The sequence below is a fragment of the Streptomyces sp. NPDC033174 genome, from assembly GCF_055577795.1.
On the sequence record NZ_JBVIPQ010000006.1, the window covers coordinates 315,741 to 340,198 of the forward strand.

Below are 24,458 nucleotides of genomic sequence, written 5' to 3' on the forward strand. Positions count from 1 at the left end.
ACCCCCCCCCCCCCCCCCCCCCCCCCCCCCCCCCCCCCCCCCCCCCCCCCCCCCCCCCCCCCCCCCCCCCCCCCCCCCCCCCCCCCCCCCGGCCGGTACGGGGCAGCGGTCCGGGAAGACACCGCCCCGCGTTCCTGGAGGCCGGCCCCTTACTCGCCGGCCGCCTGACGGAACCGGGTCGTCCGGTGCACCGGGTCGGTGTCGATCTTCGGGATCACGTGCTCACCGATCAGCTTGATCGTGTTCATCGTGTCCTCGTAGGAGATCCCGATCGGCAGCCCGAAGGAGAGCTGGTCGGCCCCGGCCTGGTCCCAGCGCTTGCACTGCTGGAGCACCTCGTCCGGGTCGCCGCAGATCATCAGCTCCTCGGCGATGAGCAGCTCGATGATCTCCTCGCTGTACTCCGGGAGCAGCTCGGGCCACTCCGGGATGCCCTCCGGCCGGGGGAAGGTGTCGTGGTAGCGGAAGAGCAGCGACTGGAGGTAGTTGAGCCCGCCGCCGACGGCGATCTCGACGGCCTTCGCGTGGGTCTCGGCGCAGATGGCCGTGGAGGTCACCATGACGTTGTCGTTGACGAAGTCGCCGACCGCCTGGGCCTCCTTGACGGCCGACTTGTAGGACTCGACGACCCACTCCATGTCGGAGACCTTCTGCACGCTGAAGCCGAGGACGCCGAGGCCTTTCTTTCCGGCCATGGCGTACGAGGAGGGAGAGCCGGCCGCGTACCACATGGCCGGGTGGGACTTCCCGTACGGCTTCGGAAGGATCTTGCGTGGCGGCAGTGACCAGTGCTTGCCCTGGAAGCCGACGTACTCCTCCTGGAGCCACATCTTGGGGAACTCGGCGATGGTCTCTTCCCAGATCTCCTTGGTGTGGTTCATGTCGGTGATGCCCGGCATGAACCCGAGGATCTCGTGGGAGCCGGCGCCGCGCCCGGAGCCGAACTCGAAGCGTCCGCCGGAGAGGTGGTCGAGCATCGCCACCTTCTCGGCGACCTTGACCGGGTGGTTGACGGGGGCGAGGGGGTTGAAGATGCCCGAGCCCAGGTGGATCCGTTCCGTGGCGTGCGCGAGGTACCCGAGGTACACGTCGTTGGCCGACAGGTGCGAGTACTCCTCCAGGAAGTGGTGCTCGGAGGCCCAGGCGTACTTGAAGTTGGACTTGTCCGCCTGGATGACGTACTCCGTCTCCTCCATCAGCGCCTTGTGCTCAGCCTCGGGATCGGTCTCGGCACGCTTTCCGACGTATCCCTGTACAAAGAGCCCGAATTCCAAGGTCTTCTCCTTCGGGTGTTTCTGACGAAGCGTCAGATACTTGGTGCCGTCGACTCTGGCACCGCGGGGAGGGAGCGTCAATACCTGACGATCAGTCAGACAGGGCGCTCGTCGGGCGGGGCTTCAGAACAGGCTCACGCCCGCCAGCCAGCCCCCGTCGATGACGAACGGCTGCCCGGTGATGTACGAGGAGTCGTCGCCGGTGAGGAAGAGCGCGAGCGCCGCGACCTCCTCCGGGCGGCCGATCCGGCCCAGCGGGACGAGCTTCCCGTAGAGCTCGGCCACGGCCGCCGGGTCGACCCCGTCCGGATTGCTCATCGGAGTGTCCACCGCCCCCGGGCAGACGGCGTTGACCCGGATCTTCTTCGCGGCCAGCTCCACGGCGGCGACCCTGGTCAGGCCCAGCACCGCGTGCTTGGTCGCCGCATAGGCGCCGACGCCCGCCATGCCCGTCAGCGCGGTGTACGAGGCGGTGTTGACGATGGTCCCGCCGCCGGCGGCCTCGATCTCGGGCGCGACCGTCCGTATCCCGAGGAAGCAGCCGACCTGATTGACCTGCACGACCTGCTGGAATTCCTCCAGCGGCGTGGACACCAGCTCGTTGAAACGCAGGATGCCCGCATTGTTGACCAGGCCGTCGATCTTCCCGAAGGCGGCCTTGGCGGCGGCGACGGCGGCCTGCCAGTCCGCCTCCCGGGTCACATCCAGACGCACATAGCGGGCACTGTCCTCGCCGAGCTCCTTGGCGAGCGCCTCACCCTGGTCGTCGAGTACGTCCCCGAGGACGACCTTGGCGCCCTCGGCGGCGAACAGCCGGGCCTCCTGCTCGCCCTGCCCGCGCGCGGCGCCGGTGATGACGACGACACGCCCGTCCAACTTACCCATGGTCTTCTCCTCGGCTCAGGTTCGGGGCGACCTCGGCGGCGAAGGCCGACATCTGGTCGGTGAGTTCGGTACGGCTCCGGGAGCGGAACCGGACCTGGATCTGGTCGACGCCCATCGCGCCGTAGGCCCGCAGCGACTCGGCGAGCGCCTCCGGCTTGCCGGTGAGCGTGCGGCGCCCGGTGTCCCACCCCGGCTCGCCCACGTACAGCGGTTCGGCGATCGCGCCGATCACGAGGGGGCCGGCGATCCCCGCGTCGGCGCGCAGCCGGCGGATGCGGGCGATCTGGCCGGGCAGCCGGTCACGGGGGTCGCCCTGCGGGAGCCAGCCGTCCCCCTTGAGGGCGGCGCGGCGCACGGCGGCGGGCGAGGACCCGCCGACCCAGAGCGGGACGCGCGACTGGGCGGGCCTGGGCCGCTGGCCGAGGTCCTTGAAGGAGAACCGCTCTCCGGCGAACTCGGGAAACTCCTCGGGCCCGAGCGCGGCCCGCAGCGCGTCGATCGATTCGTCGAGGACCGGTCCTCGGCGCTCGAAGTCGGCGCCGACCGCCTCGAACTCCTCCTGGACGTGCCCGGCGCCGACGCCGAGGATCAGCCGGCCGCCGGAGAGGTGGTCGAGGGTCGCGTAGGCCTTGGCGGAGACGAGTGGGTGGCGCAGGCCGACCACGGCCACATGGCTCATGAGCCGGACGCGTTCGGTGGCGGCCGCGAGGAAGGAGAGGGTGGCGACCGGGTCGTACCAGACGGTGCCCATCGGGCCCGCGAGCCTGCGGGGGATCGCCACATGGTCACAGGAGGCGATGTACCCGAATCCGGCCCGGTCGGCGGTACGGGCGATCTCGATGAGGTCGTCGGGGCCGGCGCCCGCTTCCCAGGGCTCGGCGTAGATGGTGCTCTGCGACTGGACCGGGAGCTGCATCCCGTACATGACCATGCGGGCCACCCTCATCTGACGGTTCGTCATAAACGATGAGCCCCATCGTCTTTGCTGACGCTCCATCAGACAAGGGTGTTGCCGGAACCTACCCCACGTCGTAGCCCAGAGCCGTGGCGATCACAGCGGCCTGCTCGAGGTCGATCCGCGCCCCGGCGGCGCGCACGGTGAGCGGGTCGAGGGACGACAGATCGCTGCCGCGCAGATCGGCCCGGTCCAGCCGGGCGCTGTGCAGCATCGCCCCGGAGAGATCGCAGCGGACGAGCGTCGCGCCCTCCAGCCGGGCGGCCGTCAGGTCCGCCTCGCGCATCCGCACCCCGTCGAAGACGGTCTTGCGCAGATCCGCCCCCCGCAGCCCGGCGTACGACCAGTCGCCGCCGGTCACCTCCAGCAGGGCGTACGTCGACTCCTGGAACTGGCTGCCGACGACCTTGCACCGCTCGAAGCGGGTGTCGAAGAAGGCGCACGTACGGAACGTGCAGTTGGTGAAGGCGGCGCCGGTGTGCCGCGACGCGTTGAACCGCACCCCGGAGAAGGTGCACTCGTCGAAGACGGCGCCCTCATTGACCAGCTCGGTCCAGTCGGTGTCGAAGAAGGTGCACCGGGTGAACGTCCGGCCGGCCCCCAGCTCCCGCCCGTACCAGTCCTCGCCGCGCACGACGCGCTCCTCGACGGCGGCGGGAGCCCGCGCGGAGAGAGGACGGACCTGATCATTTTCACGCTCGGAGGACATGCCCCGATTGAATCCCGGGGATGCCCCCTCGTGCGGCACGAGGGGGCATCGGGAAGGAGGAGCAGCGGTTCAGGAGCCGAGATCATATGGTCAGAACTCGCCGCTGCGGCACACGCGTTCGAGCTTGATGTGCGTACAAAAGCGATCAACGTGCCGCTCCGCCGCGCGGCCCTACCCCACCCACAGCCCCTCGTCCGACAGGCCCAGCAGGTCGATCGCGTTGCCCCGGACTATCCGGTCGATCACCGCCGGGTCCAGGTGGCCCATCTGGGCCTCGCCGACCTCCTTGGACTTGGGCCAGGTCGAGTCGGAGTGCGGGTAGTCGGTCTCGTAGAGCACATTGCCCACCCCGATCGCGTCGAGGTTCCTGAGCCCGAACGCGTCGTCGAAGAAGCATCCGTACACATGCTCCGCGAACAGCCCCGACGGCGGCCTGTGGACCTTGTCGGCCACCCCGCCCCAGCCCCGGTTCTCCTCCCAGACCACGTCCGCCCGCTCCAGGATGTACGGGATCCACCCGATCTGGCCCTCCGCGTACATGATCCTCAGGTTCGGGAAGCGCTCGAACTTGCCGCTCATCAGCCAGTCGACCATGGAGAAGCAGCAGTTCGCGAAGGTGATCGTCGAGCCCACGGCGGGTGGCGCGTCCGGCGACGTCGAGGGCATCCGGCTCGATGAGCCGATGTGCATGGCGATGACGGTCCCGGTCTCGTCGCAGGCCCGCAGGAACGGGTCCCACGCGTCCGTGTGGATGGACGGCAGCCCCAGATGGGGCGGTATCTCGGAGAACGCGACGGCCCGTACGCCCCGGGCGGCGTTCCTGCGCACCTCGGCCGCCGCGAGCTCCGCGTCCCAGAGCGGGATCAGCGTGAGGGGGATGAGGCGGCCGCGCGCCTCGGGGCCGCACCACTCCTCGACCATCCAGTCGTTGTACGCCCGCACGCCGAGGAGCCCCAGCTCACGGTCGGCCGCCTCGGTGAACGTCTGCCCGCAGAAACGGGGAAAGGTGGGGAAGCACAGGGCGGACTGGACGTGGTTGACGTCCATGTCGGCGAGCCGGTCGGGGACGCTGTAGGAGCCCGGCCTCATCTGTTCGTAGGTGATGACCTCGAGCCTGATCTCGTCGCGGTCGTAGCCGACGGCCGTGTCGAGGCGGGTGAGCGGGCGGTGCAGATCCTCGTACACCCACCAGTCACCGATCGGCCCGTCGTCCCCGGGCGCGCCCATGACCGGCGCGAACTTGCCGCCGAGGAAGGTCATTTCCTTGAGGGGCGCGCGGACGATCCGCGGGCCGGTGTCCTGGTACTTCGACGGGAGCCGGTCCCGCCAGACGTTGGGGGGCTCCACCGTGTGGTCGTCCACCGAGATGATCTTCGGGAAGGTCTCCATGCCCACCACCGTAGCGCTGATCTGACGGTCCGTCAGCTCTCCGGTCGGCAGATCATGTCCAGACCTTGTGCAGAGAGTCACCCAGTGCTGACGCATACGCTCCGGACAAGGCAGACTGTCGGGGGCGAAGCCAGCGGCAGGACCAGGGGTGCGAGCAGGGGGAGCTATGGACCGTGACAACGGGCCACGAGTGCCGGAGCAGCGTGCTCCGCTGACAGGTCACAGCGGTACGGGCAGCGACCTGCGGTTCGGTGTGCTCGGTCCGGTGCGCGCGTGGCGCGACGGCGAAGCCCTGCCCTCCGGGTCCCCGCAGCAGCGCGCCCTGCTGGCCGCGCTGCTGATGCGCGACGGACGCACCGCCACCGCCTCCGAGCTGATCGACGCGATCTGGGGCGAGGAGCCGCCCTCCCAGGCACTGGCGGCCGTACGCACCTACGCCTCCCGGCTGCGCAAGATCCTGGACCCGGGCGTGCTGGTCAGCGAGTCCGGCGGTTACGCGATCCGCGCCCGCGCGGACTCCCTCGACCTCAACACCGCCCAGGAGCTGGCCGCCGAGGCGGAGAAGCTCCGGGCCGCCGGCGACCGCTCGGGCGCCCGCTCGCTGATCAACAAGTCGCTGGGCCTCTGGGACGGCGAGCCCCTCGCCTCGGTCCCCGGACCGTACGCCGAGACCCAGCGCGCCCGGCTGGAGGAGTGGCGCCTCCAGCTCCTGGAGACCCGTCTCGACCTGGACCTGGAGGTCGGCTGCCACGCGGAGGCCGTCTCCGAGCTGACCGCGCTCACCGCCGCCCACCCGCTGCGCGAGCGCCTCCGCGAGCTCCTCATGCTCGCGCTGTACCGCAGCGGCAGGCAGGCCGAGGCCCTCGCCGTCTACGCCGACACCCGCCGCCTCCTCGCCGACGAGCTGGGTGTCGACCCGCGCCCCGAGCTCTCCCGGCTGCAGCAGCGGATCCTCCAGGCGGACGCGGAGCTGGCCCGGCCGGTCGAGGAGACCACCTCCGCCCCCGCGCCGGCCCGCCCGGCCCAGCTGCCGGCGACCGTCTCCGACTTCACCGGCCGCGCCGCGTTCGTGCGGGAGCTCGGCGACCGGCTCGCCACCGCCGAGGGCTCGGTCATGGCCGTCTCCGCGCTGGCCGGCATCGGCGGGGTCGGCAAGACGACGCTCGCCGTGCACGTCGCGCACGACGCCCGCCCGCACTTCCCCGACGGCCAGCTCTACATCGACCTCCAGGGCGCCGGAGCGCGGTCCGCCGAGCCCGAGACGGTCCTCGGCTCCTTCCTGCGCGCCCTCGGCACCCCCGACACGGCCATCCCGGACGGCCTCGACGAACGGGCCGCGCTGTACCGCTCCACCCTCGACGGCCGGCGCATCCTCGTCCTTCTCGACAACGCGCGCGACGCCGCGCAGATCCGGCCGCTGCTCCCGGGCACGGCCGGCTGCGCCGCCCTGGTCACCAGCCGCACCCGCATGGTCGATCTGGCCGGCGCGCACCTCGTCGACCTGGACGTGATGTCGCCCGAGGAGGCCCTCCAGCTCTTCACGAAGATCGTCGGCAGGGAGCGGGTCCAGGCCGAGCGGGAAGCGGCCCTCGACGTGGTCGCCGCCTGCGGTTTCCTGCCCCTCGCCATCCGTATCGCCGCCTCCCGGCTCGCCGCGCGCCGCACGTGGACCGTCTCGGTCCTGGCCGCGAAGCTGGCCGACGAGCGCCGCCGTCTCGACGAGCTGCAGGCCGGCGACCTGGCGGTCAAGGCCACCTTCGAGCTGGGCTACGGCCAGCTGGAGCCCCAGCAGGCCCGCGCCTTCCGCCTCCTGGGCCTCGCCGACGGACCCGACATCTCCCTGGCGGCCGCGGCCGCGGTCCTGGGCCTGCCCGTCCAGGAGGCGGAGGACCTTCTGGAGGCCCTGGTCGACACCTCCCTCCTGGAGTCCGCCGCTCCGGGCCGCTACCGCTACCACGACCTCGTCCGCCTCTACGCCCGCGCCTGCGCGGAGCGCGACGAACAGCCCCCGGTCGAGCGGGAACTGGCCCTCTCCCGGCTGCTGGACTTCTACCTGTCGACGGCCTCGCGCGTCTACGCGATCGAACGCCCCGGCGACCGCCTGGTGGACCACCTGGAGCCCACGCGGTACGACGGCCGGGCCTTCACCGACCGCCACGCGGCCCAGGACTGGCTGTACGCGGAGGCCAACTGCCTCCTGGCATGTGTCCGCCAGTCGACGGGCGGGAGGACCCTGCGCCGGTCGGTGGACCTGCTGTGGGCCTCCCTCGACCTGGCCGAGTCGGGCGCGAACTCGAAGGAGTACGAAGCGGCGGCGGCGGGCCTGCGGGACGCCGCGAGGGAAGCGGGCGACACCCGGGCGGAGGGCCGGGCCGCGCTGACCCTGGCATACGTCCACCATGTGTCGGGCCGCTTCGACCAGGCCGACGAGGAGGCACGGGAGGCCATGGGCCTGGCCAAGACGGTCGGCGACCCGCTCCCGTACTGCTGGGCCGCCAACACGCTGGGTGTGATGGCGGTCTACCGCAATCGCTACGAGGACGGCGAGGGCTACCTCAGCCGCGCCATCGACGCCTTCCGCGACTGCGAGGACCGCCCGGGCGAGGCCAGCGCGCTCTGCAACCTGTCCCGCATCCACCTCCTCACCGGGCGCACCGCGAGCGCGGTCACCCTCGCCCGGCAGGGCACGGAGATGTACGACGGGATGGGCCATGCCCTCAAGGGCGCGAACGGCCGGTACGCCATGGGCGTGGCCCTCACCCGGGCCGGGCAGCTGCCCGAGGCGGCGGACAGTCTGCAGGCGGCCCTGGCCGTCTTCCGGGACAGCCGCCAGCGGCTGTGGGAGGGAATGACGCTCTTCCGGCTCGCGGAGGTCGACGTCGTCACCCAGCGGTTCGCCCAGGCGGCGTTGAACGCCGAGATGGCGTTGACCGTACTGAGGGGCATCGGGGGCGAGTGGCGGCGCGGGAACGTCCTCACGGTCCTGGGCCGGGCCCTGCACGGCATCGGGCAGCTCGGCCGCGCGGAGGTGTGCTGGCGCGAGGCGCTCGGCATCTACGACGTGCTGGGCTCACCGGAGGCGTCCGACGTACGGGCGCTTCTCTCCCCGGCCGCGGCGGCCTGAGGCCGCGGCAGCGGGCGTTCATCGTTCGTTTATCGCCGCCCGGCATTCTCTTACTCATCGATCCGTCGCGTCGGGGGGCAGACGGGTCAACGGTAAGGCCGTCGCTCCGACGCAATAGGGTGAGCGGCCCTGCACTGAGGCCCGTCCGGCCGTCCACGGGGGAACAGCCGGGCGGGTCTCGCAGACCACCGCAGCGACTACTCATGGGAGTTGACCACCATGGCCGACGAGAACACCACCGACCCGATCGTCAAGCCGACCAACATCCACGTCACCGGCGGTGGCGAGGGCGGCATCGAGACGAAGAACATCCACGTCACGGGTGGCGAGGGTGGCGACGCGATCGCCGAGAAGATCGGCATCAAGAACATCCATGTCACGGGCGAGCCCGAGGGTGAGGTCGCGCCGGCCAACATCCACGTGACGACGGAACCCGCCAAGTAGACCTTCACGCACGGGGTGCGGCCGCGGCGGCGCGGAGGGGGAGCCGTCGCGGCCGCGGCGTGTAACGAGCCATTAGTTGTCCGGAAGCCACGGCAACCATCGATCATCCGACCAACAAGCGCCTAGGGTCAGTCATGTCCGGAATCGATCCATCCCTGCGGAGGCCCGCATGACCCGCGCCAGGCACCTGATCCTCGGTGCGCTCGTCGCCGCGGCCCTCGTCACGGGCTCCGCTGCCCCGGCTCTGGCGAACGTCCACGTCACCACGCCCACGGCCGGCGCCGCGAACGTCCACGTCACCGCCCTGCCCGGCTGACCGCCCTGAGTTCGCCCTTCAGTACCTTCCCGCTCGCGTTCCGCGGCAGCTCCGGTACGAACTCCACCTCCCTCGGGACCTTGTAGTTCGCCATCTCCCGCCTCGCCCACGCGATCAGGTCGTCGGCCGTCAGTGTCGAGCCCGACCGCCGGACCGCGTACGCCTTGCCCACCTCACCCAGCCGGGCGTCCGGGACACCGATGATCGCGATGTCGGCGATGTCCGGGTGAACGCCCAGGAGCTGCTCGATCTCCGCGGGGTACGCGTTGAAGCCGCCGACGATGAACATGTCCTTGATCCGGTCGGTGATCCGGAGGTTCCCCGCCTCGTCGAGGACGCCCACGTCGCCCGTGTGGAGCCAGCCGTCCGCGTCCAGGACCTTCGCCGTCTCCTCCGGGTCCTCGAAGTAGCCCCGCATCACATGGTGGCCGCGGACGAGGACCTCCCCGTTCTCGACGCGGATCTCGGTGTCCGGGATCGCACGGCCCGACGTGGAGGCGATGACGTCCGCCGGATCGCCCTGGCGGCACATCGTGACGATCCCGCTCGCCTCGGAGAGGCCGTACGCCGTCAGGACGGTGGCGATGCCCAGCTCGGAGCGGAGGCGCTCGACGAGCTGGAGGGGCACGACCGCCGCGCCCGTGACCACCAGCCGCAGGGCCGACAGGTCGTGCGCGGAGCGGGCCGGGTGGTCGAGGAGTGACTGGTGGAGCGTCGGCGGGCCGGGGAGGACCGAGATGCGTTCCGACGCGATGTTCGCGAGGACCGTGTCCACGCTGAAGACCGGCTGCGGCACCATCACCGCGCCCCGCATCAGGCAGGCAATGATCCCGGCCTTGTAGCCGAAGGTGTGGAAGAACGGGTTCACGATGAGGTAGCGGTCGCCCTCCCGCAGGCCGGCCAGCTCCGACCAGACGTCGTAGCACCGCAGCGTCTGCGAGTGCGTGATCACGGCTCCCTTCGGGGCGCCCGTGGTACCCGACGTGAAGATGATGTCGGAGGGGGAGGAGCGCAGGACGGAATCGGCCCTCACCCGGACCTCCTCCCCGCTCACCACCTCTCCCCCGGCCAGGAAGTCCTTCCAGGTGCGGTAGTCCTCGGGGGCGGTGTCCGCGAGCACCACCACCTGTTCCAGGTGCGGGAGTTCCACTTCGGCACGGCGCAGCGAGGCGACGTACGAGGTGCCGAGGAACGTGCCGGTGATGAAGAGCAGCTTCGCCCGGGAGCGCTGGAGGACGTACGCCGCCTCCGCCCCCTTGAAGCGGGTGTTCAGCGGGACGAGGACCGCGCCCGCCGACACCGCGCCCAGGGCCGAGACGATCCAGTCGAGGGTGTTGGGTGCCCAGATCGCGACCCGGTCGCCCGCCCGGACGCCCGACGCCATGCAGGCCGCCGCCGCCCGTTCGACGCGGTGACCCAGCTCCTCGTACGACACCCGGGTCCGTCCCTCGACGACCGCCTCCCGGCTTCCGTACCGCTCGGCCGCCGACCGCACCAGCTTCGGTATCGAGCCCCACTCCAGGTCGCCGCGCATCCCCAGTCCTCCCACCCAGACGCAGTAGCTGACTATCCGTCAGATTAGCTGTAGCCTGACGCGCTGTCAGCAGCTCGCGATCGGGGAGGTTGCAGTGCTCAAGGACCGGACAGCCATCGTCGGCATCGGACAGACCGCCTTCGCCAAGCGACTCCCCGAACCCGAGAAGACCCTGGCCTGCCGCGCCATTCTCGCCGCCCTGGACGACGCCGGCATCGCGCCCTCCGAGGTCGACGCCTTCGCCTCGTACACGATGGAGGAGACGGACGAGGTCGAGGTGGCCAAGTCCATCGGCGCCGGTGACGTCACCTTCTTCTCCAAAGCCGGTTACGGCGGCGGCGGTTCCTGCGCCACCCTCGCCCATCTCGCCGCCGCCGTCGCCACCGGCCAGGCGAGCGTCGGCGTCGCCTGGCGCTCCCGCAAGCGCGGCAGCGGACCGAGACCCTGGAAGAACACCGCCGTCCAGCTCCCCACTCCCGGCCAGTGGACCCGCCCCTTCGGCCTCCTGCGCCCCTCCGACGAGATCGGCATGCTCGCGCGGCGCTACATGCACGAGTACGGCGCCACCCGCGACCATCTCTTCAACGTCGCCCTCGCCTGCCGCAACCGTGCCAACCAGAACCCCGCCGCGATCATGTACGAGCGGCCGCTGACCCGCGAGATGTACATGACCGCCCGCTGGATCAGCGAGCCGCTCTGCCTCTTCGACAACTGCCTGGAGACCGACGGCGCACTGGCCTGCGTCATCGTCTCCGCCGAGCGCGCCCGCGACTGCCGGCAGAAGCCCGTCTACATCCACTCCGCCGCCCAGGGCCTGCCCGCCCAGCACCACGGCATGGTCAACTACTGGAACGACGACCCGCTCACCGGCCCCGCCTGGACCGCCGCGCGGCACCTGTGGAAGAACGCCGACCTCACCCCCGAGGACATCGACGTCGCCCAGATCTACGACGCCTTCACCCCCCTCATCCCGCTCTCCCTGGAGGGCTACGGCTTCTGCGGACGAGGGGAGGGCGCCGCCTTCACCGAGGGCGGGGCGCTGGAGATCGGCGGCCGGCTGCCCCTCAACACGGGCGGCGGCGGGCTCTCCGAGGCGTACGTCCATGGCTTCAACCTCATCAACGAGGGTGTGAAGCAGCTGCGCGGCACCAGCACCGCCCAGGTCCCGGACGCCGCGACCTGTCTGGTCACCGCCGGCGAGGGAGTGCCCACATCGGCCGTACTGCTGAGGAGTTGAGATGCTCACACCCGTCACCGACGAGGACGGCGCGCCCTTCTGGGAGTACGCCGCACAGGGCGAGCTGCGCGTCCAGACGTGCGCGGCCTGCGACGAGCCGCGCTTCCCGCCCCGCCCCTGCTGCCCGCACTGCCAGTCCTTCGACAGTGAGTGGCGCAGGACGAGCGGCCGGGGCCGCATCTGGTCGTACGTGCTGCCGCATCCGCCGCTGCTCCCCGACTACGCCGCCCAGGCCCCGTACAACGCGGTCGTCGTCGAGCTCGTCGAGGATCCCCGGATCCGGCTCGTCGGCAATGTCGTCGCCGCGCCCGACGCCCCGCTGAACTCGGTGGACCCGGACCGGCTGCGCATCGGCGCCGCCGTCAGGGTCGCCTTCACCGAGATCGACGGCATGACGGTTCCGCGCTGGCTGCTGGAGCGCTCATGAGCATCCGCGTCGAGACGGACAAGGAGTCGGGGGTCGCGCTCGTCACCCTCGACCGCCCCGAGCGGCACAACGCCCTCACGCTCGACATGGCGGCCCGACTGGGCGATGTGTGGCGGGAGTTCAGGTACGACGACACGGTGCGGGCCGTCGTGCTCACGGGCGCCGGGGGCAAGGCCTTCTGCACCGGCATCGACCGGGGCGCCGAGGTCCCGCAGCCCTCCTCGCCGTACACGATCGACGACCCCTTGATCGCCATCGGCCCCAAGGCGAACGACCTGTGGAAGCCGGTCGTCGCGGCCGTGGAGGGGATGGCCTGCGGCGGCGCGTTCTATCTGCTGGGCGAGTCCGAATTCGTGGTTGCCTCCCAGGAGGCGACCTTCTTCGACCCGCACACCACCTACGGCATGGTCAGCGCGTACGAGGCCATCTCCATGGCCCAGCGGATGCCGTTCGGCGAGGTCGCCCGGATGTCCCTGATGGGCACGGCCGAACGGGTCTCGGCACGGCGGGCGTACGAGACCGGCCTGGTCTCCGAGCTGACCGGCCCGGGCGAGGCGGCGCACGCGGCCCGCCGGGCCGCCGCCGTCATCGCCGCCTGCCCGACCGAGGCCGTGCAGGGCACGGTCCGGGCGGTGTGGTCGGCGAAGGAGGCGGCCAGGGCGCAGGCCCTCGCGCACGCCCCGCAGCTGATCGCGCTCGGGAACCTGCCGCCGGAGCGGCAGGCTGAGCTGTTCACAGGCCGGGGCAGGGCGGACTTCCGGCTGCGTTAGCCCGACACGACCCGGCTCGCGCTGACCACGAGGCACTTCTTGTACTCGGAGCCGTCGCCCTTGCCGGTGTACGGCGTGGACGCCTCGGTCGACTGCGACCCGTTGGCCGGCACGAGCAGGTCGTCCACCTTGGCGAACGCGACGTCGGCGCTGGGGCCGCCGACCTCGCCCTTGAACTGGACGCTGACGTCGTACTTGTACGCCATGGCGTCGCTGTTGGTGATGGTGAGCTTCACCGTGAGCTTGTCGGCCGAGATCAGGCAGTCGTCGATCCGCACATCGCGCTCCGCCTTGCGGGCACTGCTGGAGCCACCGGACACGGAGCCGGTGGTACCACCGGTGGTGCTGTCGTTGCTGTTGCCGTTGTTGCTGCTGCTGCCGTGGCTGCCGCTGGAGCTCGAACCGGAACAGCTGCCGCCGTGCGAGCCGCGGGCTCCGGTGAGTGCGAACACAGCGATACCGAAGACGGCGACCGCGCGGACATGGCGAAGCTTCACTCTTCAACCCCCGTTGAAAGTGTCAAAAGTTCAGAGGCCCGTGTTGACGGGCGCACGTCACCCTAACAGCGCAACGGGACCGCTCAGTCCCTCAGCTCGACCTGGCCCAGCACGCACTTCTTGACGCGGCTCACGCTCTTGGGGTTCTTCATGCCCACCTCCACGGACGTGGTGGCGCCCGGCTCGACGACCACCTCGGCCTGCCCGGAGTCGACCGAGGAGCCGCTGACACCGGCGAAGTTCACCGTGACCCGGTACGTGTGGCGGACCGAGTAGCGCGACGTGAGCCGGACGGTCGCCGAGGTGTCACCGGCGGACGTCCTGGTCTTCTTGCCCTTGCGCCTGCTCTGCTTGGCGTCCACGCACTCGCTGATCACGACGTCGAGGAGGGAGGTCGAGGTGGGCGTGGGCGTCGGCTCACCGGTGTACGAGCCACTCGAACCGCTGGACGAACCGCTGGACGAGGAGTCGTAGTCGTCGTCGTTGTCGTAGTCGCGGTAGCCGCCGTTGCTCTTCTTCGAGCTGGAGCAACCGCCGCCGCCACCGCTGCTCCTGCTGCTGCCGCTCTTGCTCTTGCCCCGGCCGCCGCTCTTGCCCCCGGTCGAGGTCTGGAACCCGGTCAGCGCGAGCACCACCACCACGAGTACCGCCGCGAATCTCAGACGTCGGCCCACCATGCCACTCACCCCTGCCACTCCACCGCGGTTGTCGCGCGCCACCTTAACGAGCCGCCGCGTGGCGGTGCGTACCCACCCGGCGTAGCGTCGTGATCGAGAGCCGACCCCAAGGAGGCCGACGATGATCCGTAACGTCCTCGGCTCCATTGCCGCTCTCGCCGGAGCGACGGCCGCCGTCTGGAGCCCCTTCCGAGCCTGGTACGACGGCCGTCACGGGCGGGACTACCGCATCGAGGACCTGTTCGGCGGTATCACGGACATCAAGTCGGACCTGTGGATCTCGGTCCTGCTGCCGTTCGTGGTGGCCGCGGTGATCACCCTGCTCGGACTGATCTTCCGCTCGCGTCTCCTGGTGGCGCTCGCCGGCGTCATCGTGCTCGGCTTCACCATCCTGTGGATGGTCCAGCAGGGACAGGAGGCGGGCAGCCTCACGGCCGGCGGCACCGACAGCGACGGGCTGGGCTCGGGCGTCGGCCTCGCCCTCGGCGGCGGACTGCTCCTGCTCCTGGGCGCGGCGATCATGTCGGGCCGCCGCCGTACCGGTCGTACGGAACCGGAGCCGGCGTACGCCGACGAGCGCGCGTACCCGGACGAGCGCGGGTACCCGGACGACCGCTTCCCCGACGAGCGCGGGTACCCGGACGACCGCGCCGGAGAACGCCCGACCTCGGCCTACCCGACGCATGACGACCCCTCGCAGGACACCAGGGCGTGGGACAACCCGCCCCGGGACCAGCGTGACGACTGGCCGCCGCACGACCGCCGCCACGAATGACCGCCAAGGCCCGACCGGCCCGCCTGACCGGGGCCCGCGACCGCGCCATGGAGGTCGGCCGTAGAGCGACCGCGCCCCCGCGGAGGTCAGGAGCGCGTCGCCGTCCCCTTCACCGCGTCCAGTGCGTACACGCACCGGTCCTTGCTGCACGCGTACACCACGCCGCCCCTGGCCACCGGCGACCCCGTGATCTCGCCGCCCGTCGCCAGCTTCCACCGCAGCTGTCCGCCGCTCGCGTCCAGCGTGTACAGCACATGGTCCGCCGAGCCGAAGTGCACCCGGCCGTCCGCGACCACCGGTGTGCCGATGAGGTCTCCCCCGGCCGCGAAGCGCCACTTGGGCGTGCCGGTGACCGCGTCGAGCGTGTACAGCGCGCTGCCGCTGCCGACGTGGACGTTGCCGTTGACGACGAGGACGGGTTCGACGGACTGGCGGCCCTCGGTGGCGATCCGCCACCGGTCCTTGCCGGTCGTCGCGTCGAGCGCGTAGACGGTGCCCAGGTAGTCGGCGAGGTAGACCCCGCCGCCCGTGACGGCGGGCCCGGGAGCAAACGCCGGCGGGCACAGGAACACCGCGGGCGCCTCGAAGCGCCAGCGGACGTGCCCGCTCACGATGTCGATGGACAGCACGCGCGTACCGGCCGAGACGTACACGCAGCCGTCCTCCGCCGGGGCGACCCGGATCGGGACGTTGCCGCAGGACGCCGCGTCACCGACGGGGTACGACCAGCGCTCGGTGCCCGTACGGGCGTCCAGCGCCTGGAGCCGTGCGTCGCGCCAGACGTAGACGGTGTCGCCGTGGACGGCCGGCCCGGCCTCGGGAGTCTCGAAGTCCGTCTGCGCCCCGCTGATCTCCCAGAGCTTGGCGCCGTTGGAGGCCTCCCAGCCCTGGACACCGCCGCCGCGCGTACCGGTGACGACCGTGCCCCGGTCGACCTTGAGCGAGTACACCCAGGCGTCGGTCCGCAGCCGCCAGCGTTCACTGCCGTCGGTGGCGTCGAGGGCGTAGAGCGTGGGCCCGTCGGAGGCGTGGACGCGCCCGCCCGCGACCGCCATCGACCAGGCGACGTCCCGGGTCTTGAACTGGCGCCGGCCGCTCGCCACGTCCAGGGCGTGCACCTCGAAGGAGGTGACGTAGAGCAGGTCGCCGTCGACGACGGGCGTGCCCCACACGTCGTTCGACATGCGGAACCGCCAGGGGCGCCAGTGCCCGGGCTCGGCCGGGGCGGGCGGCTGTCCCTCCGCCGTGGGCGCGGACGCGGGCGACGGGAGGGGCCGGGTACCGGCCGTCGGACCGGGCTCCGCGCCGTTCGAGCCCCCGCCCGGACGGCGGATCCAGCCGGTCGCGGGGCCGGCGTCGGCGACGATCGCGGCGCGGGTGTCGGCGACCCGGGGGCCGGGGCCGATGGGCACGGCCGCGCCGGGCAGCCGGACGGGCCCGGCCTCCGAGGGCGAGCCGGGTCCCGCGTGCCGCCCGGGGCTCCGGCCGGGGCCGGGGGACGCCTGGCCCGTACGGGGATCCTCGTTGCCGCGCCAGGCCGCGTCCCTGTCCGGCGCGCGCCGGGGAGGGCGCGGCGGCGCGGGCGGCGGAGTCGGCGGCGCGGCGGGCGCGGGCGCCGGGACCCGGCCACCGCCCCGGCGCTGCTCGATCATCGCCGTGGCCCGCGACGGCAGCCACGCGGACGCGGTGCCGCTGTCGTCGTTGCCCGAGCCGAACAGATGCGGGGCGAGCTGCGCCTGGAGGTCGGCGGGGGTCGGCCGCAGGGAAACGTCCATCTGCATACAGGCGTCGATGAGCGGCCTGAGCTCGTCCGGGAGCCCCTCGAGGTCGGGGCCCTCGCGCAGCAGCATGAAGACGGTCTCGACCGGGTTCGCGCCGTGGAAGGGGGCGTGCCCGGTCGCGGCGAAGACCAGCATGGAGCCCAGCGAGAAGACATCGCTGGCGCCGGTGACGCTGCGCGAGTCGCGCGCCTGCTCCGGAGACATGTACGCGGGGGTGCCGACGGCGACGTTGGTCATGGTCAGCCGGGTGTTGGAGACACCGGAGGCGATACCGAAGTCGATGACGCGCGGGCCGTCCTCGACCACGAGCACGTTCGACGGCTTGAGGTCGCGGTGGACGAGACCCGCGCCGTGGATGGACTGGAGGGCCTCGGCGACACCGGCCGCCAGCCAGCGGACGGCCTGGGCGGGCATGGGCCCGCACTCATTCACTATTTCTTCGAGGGAGGGAGCCGGGACGTAGGCGGTCGCGAGCCACGGCACCGCCGCGCGCGGATCGGCGTCGACCACGGCCGCCGTGTAGAAGCCGGAGACCGCCCGCGCGGCCTCGACCTCACGCGTGAACCGGACGCGGAACAGCTGGTCCTCGGCGAGCTCGGTCCGTACGGTCTTGATCGCCACACGCCGGCCGGACGCCGACCGCGCGAGATAGACCAGACCCATGCCGCCGGCACCGAGCCGGCCCAGCACCTCGAACGGTCCGATCCGCCTCGGGTCGTGCTGCGTCAGCTGCTCCACTTGCCTGCCACCTCCCCGTAGGGCCATGAGGGTACGGCCCCGCGCCCCTGATTGTTCCTTCCGGAGGCGGCGGTGGCGAACCCGGGGGCGGATCGGGGTGTCTCAGCTCATATCACCCGTCGGACCCCTTACCGCCCGGAGCCTCCGCGGACCGGGCGGGGTCGGCGGTCACGGCGGCCTCCGCGCCCCCGGCGGGCGGGGCCTTGGCGACCGGGGCCTCGGTGTCCGGACCCTTGGGGGGCTGGGCCCCGAGGGCCGCGGCCGGCCGGAACGGCTCGGCGGGCGTCACCGGCTCGGCGAGGACCGCGAAGGCCGCGCCCTGGTTGTCCATGAGTGCCGCGATCCGTCCGTAGGGCGTGTCGAAAGGCGGTTCGGTGACGCGGCCGCCGAGCCGGACGGCCGTTTCCGCCGTGGCATCGCAGTTCTCGACGGCGAAGTAGACGAGGAAGTGGCTGGGCATCTCGGCGGGGAAGGCCGAGTTGATCACGCTCCGGCCGCCGATCGCCTGGTCGTCGCCGTTGGCGCTGCCCGCCGGGGACCAGACCCGGAAGTCGATGGGCTCGCTCTCCCCCTCGGCCTCGATGTCCCTCACCTCATAGCCGAAGACCGATTCGTAGAAGGCGTCGACGGCCTCCTTCTCCCTTGTGTAGACCTCGGCCCAGCAGAAGGAGCCGGGCTTGTTCTGCAGCTCGAAGCCGCCGTGGGAGCCGGGCTGCCAGAGCCCGAAGACCGCTCCTCCCGGGTCCGCGGCGAGCGCCATGAGACCGAAGGGGCCGACCGGGAAGGGGCTCAGCACCATCCGGCCTCCGGCCTCCTCGATACGGGTGCCGAGCGTGACCGCGTCGGGGGTGGCGAGGTAGACGTTCCAGGTGGTGGGAAGGCGGCCGTCGCGTTTGGGCACCAGGGCGGCGACGCGCTTCCCGTCGCGGAGGGCGGTCGTGTAGTGCCCGTAGTCCGCGCCGGGGTCGTCGCCGAACGTCCACCCGAAGAGCTCACCGTAGAAACGCTTGCCCGCCTCGAGGTCGGGGAGCTGCGCGTCCACCCAGCACGGTGTGCCCTCTGCGAATGCGGCCATGGGCGGTTCCTTCCCTGGTGCGACCCGTGTGGTGCCCGTCACAGTCAAGCTAGCGGCGCCGCGCGGCCCACGCAGGGAACATAATCGAACAAACAGGCACCTTTCGGGCCGGGGCCCGGGATTCCCATGGCTTGTCCACCGAAGTTGTCCACAGGCTGTTAATAATCCTATTGAGTGTCACGGCGATGAGGACGACGGTTGACGCCGGCGCCCGGAGGGCCGTCGCCGGGGCCGCCCGAGGCCGGGAGGAGGGACCGCACCCCATTTGCAGTCGGCCGAATCGCGCGCCGATCACCCCTCGGTAAGCTGACGGCATGACAGGACAAGTACGCACCGTCGACGGCCGCGTGGCTGGCCGACGCGGCCAGGCGACGCGGCAGAAGCTGCTCGACTGCCTCAGCGAGATGCTCAGCTCCTCGCCGTACCGGGACGTCAAAGTCATCGACGTGGCCCGGAAGGCGGGCACTTCACCCGCGACCTTCTATCAGTACTTCCCCGATGTCGAGGGCGCCGTCCTCGAAGTGGCCGAGGAAATGGCCAAGGAGGGCGCCGGGTTGACCGAACTGGTCTCCGGCCGCTCCTGGGTCGGCAAGGCCGGCTGGCAGACCGCGGAGGAGCTGGTCGAGGGGTTCCTGGACTTCTGGCGCCGCAACGACGCCATCCTCCGGGTGGTGGATCTGGGGGCCGCGGAGGGCGACAAGCGGTTCTACAAGATCCGCATGAAGATCCTGAACTCCGTCACCAACTCCCTTACGGACGCGGTGAAGGAACTCCAGTCCAAGGGCAAGGTCGACAAGGACGTCAGCCCCGCGGCGATGGCCGGTTCCCTGGTCGCGATGCTGGCGGCGGTCGCCTCGCACCAGAAGGGCTTCCAGGCCTGGGGCGTCAAGCAGACCGAACTCAAGCCCAATCTCTCCCTGTTGGTCCACCTGGGAATCACGGGCAAGAAGCCGACGAAGTAACGTTCTTCGGCCCTCTGCACGTCCTGTCACGCCGACGGCGGTCCCGCACGATGCCGACCGCCGTCGGCGTTCCCATGTCCGGAGCCCCGCAGGGTCCGGAGGGCAGCCCTCAGCGCCGGGTCAGCCGGAACAGCCGGATCTCCCGCTCCACCCGCGCCTGGTACGTGGCGTACGGCGGCCAGAACCTCAGCACCTCCCGCCATGCGGCCGCCCGCTCCTCCCCCGTGAGCAGCCGCGCCCTCACCGGTATGTCCGCACCCCGCCAGCTCACCTCGGCGTCCGGGTGCTTCAGCAGGTTCCCGGTCCAGGCCGGATGCCCCTCGCGCCCGAAGTTGGAGCCGATCAGGATCCAGCTCCCGTCCTTCTCCGGCATACAGGCCAGGGGTGTACGGCGGGGCTGCCCCGACTTCGCGCCGCGCGCCGTGAGGACCACACCGGGCAGCATCTGGGCGCTGAGCATCACCCTGCCCCGCGTCAGCCGGTGCACGGTGCGGTCCATCGCGGGAATGAAGTACGGAGCGATCCTGGCGAAGGCGCGCGTCGAGGACACCTTCTGCATGAGGCGGACTCCGGGAGGCATCAGGCGGCCGCCTTTCGTGGGGTGAACAGTCCGGCTTCCTCGGCCGCGCGTGCGCGCAGCCGGTGGACGGGACCGAAGAGCAGCTCGTCGGCGGCCGCCCGTTTGAAGTAGAGGTGCGCCTCGTGTTCCCAGGTGAAGCCGATGCCGCCGTGGAGCTGGATCGCCTCCCCGGCGACGGTGCGCAGGGCCTCCAGGCCCTGGGCGAGCGCGAGGCCGCCCGCGGCCGGGTCCCAGGCCGCGTAGTACGCCGCCGAGCGGGCCGCCTGGACGTGGACGTACAGATCGGCCAGCCGGTGCTTGACCGCCTGGAAGGAACCGATGGGCCGGCCGAACTGCTCGCGGGAGCGGACGTAGTCCACGGTTCGCTCCAGTGCCGCCGCTGCCGCGCCGACGGCCTCGGCGGCGAGGACGGCGGCGGCCTCCCGGCCGGTGGCGGCGAGCGCCCCGGCCACGTCGACGCCATCGTGCCCGAGCAACTCGGCCGCGCAGTCTCGCAGTTCGAGGCGGGCGAGCGGCCGGGTCTCGTCCAGCGAGGTGAGCCGTACGCGGGACAGGCCCGGCGCCCCGGCCCGCACGAGGAAGAGCAGGGCCCGGGCACGGGCGAAGCCACCCGTGTGCGCGGCGACCAGCAGCAGCCCGGCACTGTGCCCGTCGAGGACCTGCGCCGCCTCCCCGTACAGCTGCCAGCCGTCCCCGGCCGGCCGCGCCTGCACGCCTCCGGCCCGGCCGCCACCGGCCCACTGGCCGTCCGTGGTGTCGTCGATGAGACCGAGCGCGGTGGCGAGGTGCCCGCCGGCCACCGCGAGCGTCGCGGTGAGCGAGCCGTTCGCGATCCCGGGGAGCAGCGCGGTGCGCTGGCTGTCGGTGCCGAGCCGGTCGATCAGGGGCGCGGCCAGCGCGGCGGTGGCGAGCAGGGGCGAGGGCAGCAGGACCCGGCCGGTCTCCTCGCAGGCGAGGGCCAGTTCGGCGAGGGAGCAGCCGACTCCGCCGTGGGTCTCGGGCAGGGCGAGTCCGGGCAGGCCGAGCCGCGCGGAGAGCTGGGCCCACAGCTCGGGGTCGTGGCCGTAGGCGGTGGCGACCGCCGCCCGGACCTCGGCGGGTCCGGACCGTTTGGCGAGCAGTTCGCGCAGGGTGCGGCGGATCTCGTCCTGCTCCGCGGTGAAGGCGGCGTCCATGGAGCTCCCCTCCGTATCTGACGGGCCGTCATGTTAGAGCCGGCCGGGTCGGATGCCCAGGGGTCGGGGGGTACGAGCCTCAGCAGACGCGGCCGGGGCCGGCCGCCGTCGCCCGCAGCAGATCCCGCACGAGAGCGAAGTCGACGGTCTCCGTACGACGGAACCGCAGGCAGCCCTTGCCCATGTCCTGGTCCGAGAGCCGGCCCTCGAAGCCTTGGCGCACGTCGGGACGCATCAGATAGAAGGAGAGGTAGTGCTTCTGGTTGCCGAAGGCGATCTCGGGCTCGCCGCCGGGGAGGCGATAGGCGGGCATGCCGTAGGCCATCACCTCCTCGTAGCCGCGCAGTTCCGTGCGGCACAGCTCACGCAGCCGCACGAGGACCGTGAGCCGGTCGGGCTCGACGACCTCGGCGAGGTACTCGTCGACATCTTCAGCGGCACTTCTCGGCATACGCGCGAGCTTATCTGATGTACCGTCAGATTCATGCCTGCCACCCCGCGCAACCGGCGCAGAGTCGCCGTCGTCGGCATATCGCTCTCGGACTGTGGCCGCGTCGACGAGGCCACCCCGCACGCCCTGCACGCCCAGGCCGCCCGCCGCGCCCTCGCGGACAGCGGGCTCGACCGCTCGGTGATCGACGGTCTCGGCTCGGCGGGCCTGGGGACCCTCGCCCCCGTCGAGGTCGCCGAGTATCTGGGGCTCCGCCCCCGCTGGGTCGACTCGACCGCCGTGGGCGGCGCCACCTGGGAGGTGATGGCCGCCCACGCCGCCGACGCCATCGCCGCGGGCCACGCCAACGCCGTCCTCCTCGTCTACGGCTCGACCGCCCGCGCGGACATCCGGGCCGGGCGCCGCACGTCGAACCTCTCCTTCGGCGGACGCGGACCGCTGCAGTTCGAGGTGCCGTACGGCCACACCCTCGTCTCCAAGTACGCGATGGCCGCGCGCCGCCACATGCACGAGTACGGCACGACCCTGGAGCAGCTCGCCGAGGTCGCCGTCCAGGCGCGGGCGAACGCCGCCCACAACCCGGACGCGATGTTCCGCGACCCGATCACCGTGGACGACGTCCTGGGCGGACCGCTGATCGCCGATCCGTTCACCAAGCTGCACTGCTGCATCCGCAGCGACGGCGGCTGCGCGGTGCTGCTGGCGGCGGAGGAGTACGTGCCGGACACGGCGAAGGACCCGGTGTGGATCCTCGGGACCGGTGAGTACGTCTCGCACACCACGATGTCGGAGTGGGACGACTTCACGGTCTCCCCGGCGGCGGTGAGCGGCCGGCTCGCCTTCGAGCGGGCGGGTGTACGCCCCGGGGACATCGACTTCGCCGAGATCTACGACGCCTTCACCTATATGACGCTGCTGACCCTCGAAGACCTCGGCTTCTGCGCGAAGGGCGAGGGCGGGCCGTTCGTCGAGAAGAACCGCCTGACGCTGGCCGGCGGGCTTCCGGTGAACACCGACGGGGGTGGCCTGTCCGCCTGCCATCCGGGCATGCGAGGGCTGTTCCTGCTGGTGGAGGCGGTGCGGCAGCTGCGCGGGGAGGCGACCGGGCGGCAGGTGCGAAGGCCCGGCGGCGGGCTGCCGGAGCTGGCGGTGGCGTCGGGGACGGGCGGCTGGTTCTGCTCGTCCGGGACGGTGGTGCTGGCACGCGGCTGAGCCCCGCGCAAGAATCCATACAACCGTCATAGACAGCCGTGTAGGACGTGCGTATAGTCATGTGCACGGCGCCGGAAGCGGCGCCGGACACCACCGACGAGGAGTCCCGCCATGACGCGCACGCCCGCTTCCAAGACCGTCCTGATCTCCGGCGCCTCGATCGCCGGCCCCGCCCTCGCGCTGTGGCTGCACCGCTACGGCTTCGTCCCGACCGTGGTCGAGCGCGCCCCGGAGCCGCGCCCCGGCGGCTACAAGGTCGACATCCGCGGCACGGCCATCGAGGTCTGCGAGCGGATGGGCATCATGGACGACGTGCGGGCCAGGTCCACCGACATGGACGGCGGTTCGTACGTCGACTCCGAGGGCCGGACCATCGGCGAGCTGCCCGCCGAGATCTTCGGCGGCCGCGTCGAGGGCGACGACGAGATCATGCGCGGCGACCTCGCCCGCATCCTGTACGACCGCACCCGCGACGACGTCGAGTACCTCTTCGGGGACTCGATCGCAGCGCTCGACGAGGACGCGGACGGCGTCGAGGTCACCTTCGAGAGCGGAACGCGCCGCCGGTTCGACCTGGTCGTCGGCGCCGACGGCATGCACTCGAACACCCGGCGGCTCGTCTTCGGCGACGAGAAGCAGTTCACGCGCCACCTCGGCGCGTACATCTCCATCTTCTCCGGCCCCAACCGCCTGGGGCTCACCCAGTGGGAGACCTACCACGCGGTCCCGAACAAGCTGGTGTTCGCCTACCGTTCCGCCCGCGAGACCACCGCGAAGACCGGCTTCGTCTTCTCCACCCCGCAGGAACTGGTCTACGACCACCGGGACTCCACCCAGCAGAAGCGGCTGCTCGCCGACAACTTCACCGGCGTCGGCTGGGAGATCCCCCGCTTCCTGGAGGACGCCGCTGCTGCCGACGACTTCTACTTCGACTCCCTCAGCCTCATCGAGATGGACCGCTGGTCGAAGGGCAGGGTCGTGCTCCTGGGCGACGCCGCCCACTGCGCCTCCCCCGCCTCCGGGCAGGGCACCGGCCTCGCGCTCATCGGCGCGTACGTCCTGGCCGGCGAGCTCGCGGCGGCCGGCGGCGACCACACGACCGCCTTCGCCGCCTACGAGCGGGAGATGCGGCCCGGCGTCGAGCTGAACCAGAAATTCGCCGCCGGCTTCGCCAAGGAGATGACCGTCTCCTCGCGCCGCAAGATCGCCCTGCGGATGTTCATGGTCCGCCTGCTCCCCCGCACCCCGTGGAAGAACCTGATCGCCAAGAAGATCCGCGACGACATCCAGAAGGCGGCCCGCGCGATCCCGCTCAAGGCCTACGCGGTCGCCTGCCCCGCCGCGTGACGGGCCGGCCGCCCGGCCCCTGCTCCGACCGGACCACCGGCCGGCCCGTCGAAGGCGGATGACACCTATGACTAACCGGAATCATCGCCTCCAGGCGGACCTGCCGCGAGCGGTTGCCGGCCGG

Annotated in this window: 23 protein-coding genes; 10 read left to right on the forward strand and 13 right to left on the reverse strand. The window is 71.6% G+C overall.

What is annotated here, in order from left to right:
• Window positions 1-149 precede the first annotated feature (149 nt).
• The 5 genes from ACZ5VC_RS21165 to ACZ5VC_RS21185 all read right to left on the reverse strand — a co-directional run bounded on the left by ACZ5VC_RS21165 (window position 150) and on the right by ACZ5VC_RS21185 (window position 5,212).
• The gene (locus ACZ5VC_RS21165; RefSeq protein ID WP_468710533.1) at window positions 150-1,274 is read right to left on the reverse strand and encodes an LLM class flavin-dependent oxidoreductase; all 1,125 of its coding nucleotides are present in this window, start codon (window positions 1,272-1,274) and stop codon (window positions 150-152) included.
• Between the two features lie 123 nt (window positions 1,275-1,397).
• Window positions 1,398-2,159, reverse strand: a complete 762-nt coding sequence (locus ACZ5VC_RS21170; RefSeq protein ID WP_469121561.1) for an SDR family NAD(P)-dependent oxidoreductase — start codon at window positions 2,157-2,159, stop codon at window positions 1,398-1,400.
• Window positions 2,152-3,090 (reverse strand): LLM class F420-dependent oxidoreductase, encoded by a 939-nt coding sequence (locus ACZ5VC_RS21175; protein WP_469121734.1) that lies wholly within the window; start codon window positions 3,088-3,090, stop codon window positions 2,152-2,154. Before ACZ5VC_RS21175 ends, ACZ5VC_RS21170 begins: the two co-directional genes overlap by 8 nt.
• Before the next feature lie 88 nt (window positions 3,091-3,178).
• Complete coding sequence (locus ACZ5VC_RS21180; RefSeq protein ID WP_469121562.1) at window positions 3,179-3,823, reverse strand: pentapeptide repeat-containing protein; 645 nt, start codon at window positions 3,821-3,823, stop codon at window positions 3,179-3,181.
• Between the two features lie 171 nt (window positions 3,824-3,994).
• The gene (locus ACZ5VC_RS21185) at window positions 3,995-5,212 is read right to left on the reverse strand and encodes an amidohydrolase family protein (RefSeq protein WP_469121563.1); all 1,218 of its coding nucleotides are present in this window, start codon (window positions 5,210-5,212) and stop codon (window positions 3,995-3,997) included.
• 166 nt (window positions 5,213-5,378) lie between these two features.
• Between ACZ5VC_RS21185 and afsR the strand changes: the two genes are divergently transcribed.
• The 3 genes from afsR (at window position 5,379) to ACZ5VC_RS21200 (ending at window position 9,096) form a co-directional block, all read left to right on the forward strand.
• Entirely contained in the window at window positions 5,379-8,336 is a 2,958-nt protein-coding gene (afsR, locus tag ACZ5VC_RS21190) for an SARP-family global regulator AfsR (RefSeq protein WP_469121564.1), read from the forward strand.
• Between the two features lie 219 nt (window positions 8,337-8,555).
• On the forward strand, window positions 8,556-8,780 hold the full coding sequence (locus tag ACZ5VC_RS21195; RefSeq protein WP_468710541.1) for a hypothetical protein: 225 nt from the start codon (window positions 8,556-8,558) through the stop codon (window positions 8,778-8,780).
• A 169-nt stretch (window positions 8,781-8,949) separates the two neighbouring features.
• The gene (locus ACZ5VC_RS21200; RefSeq protein ID WP_469121565.1) at window positions 8,950-9,096 is read left to right on the forward strand and encodes a hypothetical protein; all 147 of its coding nucleotides are present in this window, start codon (window positions 8,950-8,952) and stop codon (window positions 9,094-9,096) included.
• On the opposite strand, the gene ACZ5VC_RS21205 is transcribed toward ACZ5VC_RS21200, so the two are convergent.
• A complete protein-coding gene (locus ACZ5VC_RS21205; RefSeq protein ID WP_469121566.1) occupies window positions 9,077-10,630 on the reverse strand; it encodes a FadD3 family acyl-CoA ligase in 1,554 nt (517 codons plus the stop codon). The two genes, ACZ5VC_RS21200 and ACZ5VC_RS21205, sit on opposite strands and share 20 nt — an antisense overlap.
• Window positions 10,631-10,724: 94 nt before the next feature.
• On the opposite strand from ACZ5VC_RS21205, the gene ACZ5VC_RS21210 reads away from it, so the two are divergent.
• Genes ACZ5VC_RS21210 through ACZ5VC_RS21220 form a run of 3 tightly spaced genes read left to right on the forward strand, consistent with a single transcriptional unit; the run spans window position 10,725 to window position 13,064 of the window.
• Window positions 10,725-11,867 carry a lipid-transfer protein gene (locus ACZ5VC_RS21210; RefSeq protein WP_469121567.1) on the forward strand — a complete coding sequence of 381 codons (1,143 nt, stop codon included), beginning with the start codon at window positions 10,725-10,727 and terminating at the stop codon, window positions 11,865-11,867.
• A 1-nt stretch (window position 11,868) separates the two neighbouring features.
• Complete coding sequence (locus tag ACZ5VC_RS21215) at window positions 11,869-12,294, forward strand: Zn-ribbon domain-containing OB-fold protein (RefSeq protein WP_469121568.1); 426 nt, start codon at window positions 11,869-11,871, stop codon at window positions 12,292-12,294.
• Window positions 12,291-13,064 (forward strand): enoyl-CoA hydratase/isomerase family protein, encoded by a 774-nt coding sequence (locus ACZ5VC_RS21220; RefSeq protein ID WP_469121569.1) that lies wholly within the window; start codon window positions 12,291-12,293, stop codon window positions 13,062-13,064. Before ACZ5VC_RS21215 ends, ACZ5VC_RS21220 begins: the two co-directional genes overlap by 4 nt.
• Here ACZ5VC_RS21220 and ACZ5VC_RS21225 read toward each other — a convergent pair.
• Entirely contained in the window at window positions 13,061-13,561 is a 501-nt protein-coding gene (locus tag ACZ5VC_RS21225) for a hypothetical protein (RefSeq protein ID WP_469121570.1), read from the reverse strand. The genes ACZ5VC_RS21220 and ACZ5VC_RS21225 overlap by 4 nt on opposite strands.
• A gap of 83 nt (window positions 13,562-13,644) precedes the next feature.
• Window positions 13,645-14,238 carry a hypothetical protein gene (locus ACZ5VC_RS21230; RefSeq protein WP_469121571.1) on the reverse strand — a complete coding sequence of 198 codons (594 nt, stop codon included), beginning with the start codon at window positions 14,236-14,238 and terminating at the stop codon, window positions 13,645-13,647.
• Window positions 14,239-14,359: 121 nt separating this feature from the next.
• Between ACZ5VC_RS21230 and ACZ5VC_RS21235 the strand changes: the two genes are divergently transcribed.
• A complete protein-coding gene (locus tag ACZ5VC_RS21235; RefSeq protein ID WP_469121572.1) occupies window positions 14,360-15,013 on the forward strand; it encodes a hypothetical protein in 654 nt (217 codons plus the stop codon).
• A gap of 86 nt (window positions 15,014-15,099) precedes the next feature.
• Here the strand turns inward: ACZ5VC_RS21235 and afsK are convergent, their stop codons facing one another.
• Window positions 15,100-17,559, reverse strand: a complete 2,460-nt coding sequence (afsK, locus tag ACZ5VC_RS21240) for a protein serine/threonine kinase AfsK (RefSeq protein WP_469121573.1) — start codon at window positions 17,557-17,559, stop codon at window positions 15,100-15,102.
• A gap of 85 nt (window positions 17,560-17,644) precedes the next feature.
• A complete protein-coding gene (locus tag ACZ5VC_RS21245; protein ID WP_469121574.1) occupies window positions 17,645-18,607 on the reverse strand; it encodes a VOC family protein in 963 nt (320 codons plus the stop codon).
• Between the two features lie 314 nt (window positions 18,608-18,921).
• Between ACZ5VC_RS21245 and ACZ5VC_RS21250 the strand changes: the two genes are divergently transcribed.
• A complete protein-coding gene (locus ACZ5VC_RS21250) occupies window positions 18,922-19,569 on the forward strand; it encodes a TetR family transcriptional regulator (protein ID WP_469121575.1) in 648 nt (215 codons plus the stop codon).
• A gap of 109 nt (window positions 19,570-19,678) precedes the next feature.
• On the opposite strand, the gene ACZ5VC_RS21255 is transcribed toward ACZ5VC_RS21250, so the two are convergent.
• From ACZ5VC_RS21255 to ACZ5VC_RS21265, 3 genes are all read right to left on the reverse strand, one after another.
• Window positions 19,679-20,149, reverse strand: coding sequence for a nitroreductase family deazaflavin-dependent oxidoreductase (locus ACZ5VC_RS21255; RefSeq protein ID WP_469121576.1), 471 nt, complete (start codon window positions 20,147-20,149; stop codon window positions 19,679-19,681).
• Window positions 20,149-21,324, reverse strand: coding sequence for an acyl-CoA dehydrogenase family protein (locus tag ACZ5VC_RS21260; RefSeq protein ID WP_469121577.1), 1,176 nt, complete (start codon window positions 21,322-21,324; stop codon window positions 20,149-20,151). Before ACZ5VC_RS21260 ends, ACZ5VC_RS21255 begins: the two co-directional genes overlap by 1 nt.
• Window positions 21,325-21,403: 79 nt before the next feature.
• A complete protein-coding gene (locus ACZ5VC_RS21265; RefSeq protein ID WP_469121578.1) occupies window positions 21,404-21,775 on the reverse strand; it encodes an iron chaperone in 372 nt (123 codons plus the stop codon).
• A 33-nt stretch (window positions 21,776-21,808) separates the two neighbouring features.
• Between ACZ5VC_RS21265 and ACZ5VC_RS21270 the strand changes: the two genes are divergently transcribed.
• Window positions 21,809-22,987, forward strand: a complete 1,179-nt coding sequence (locus ACZ5VC_RS21270; protein ID WP_469121579.1) for a thiolase C-terminal domain-containing protein — start codon at window positions 21,809-21,811, stop codon at window positions 22,985-22,987.
• Window positions 22,988-23,098: 111 nt separating this feature from the next.
• Entirely contained in the window at window positions 23,099-24,334 is a 1,236-nt protein-coding gene (locus ACZ5VC_RS21275) for an FAD-dependent monooxygenase (protein ID WP_469121580.1), read from the forward strand.
• The last annotated feature ends 124 nt before the right edge of the window (window positions 24,335-24,458 follow it).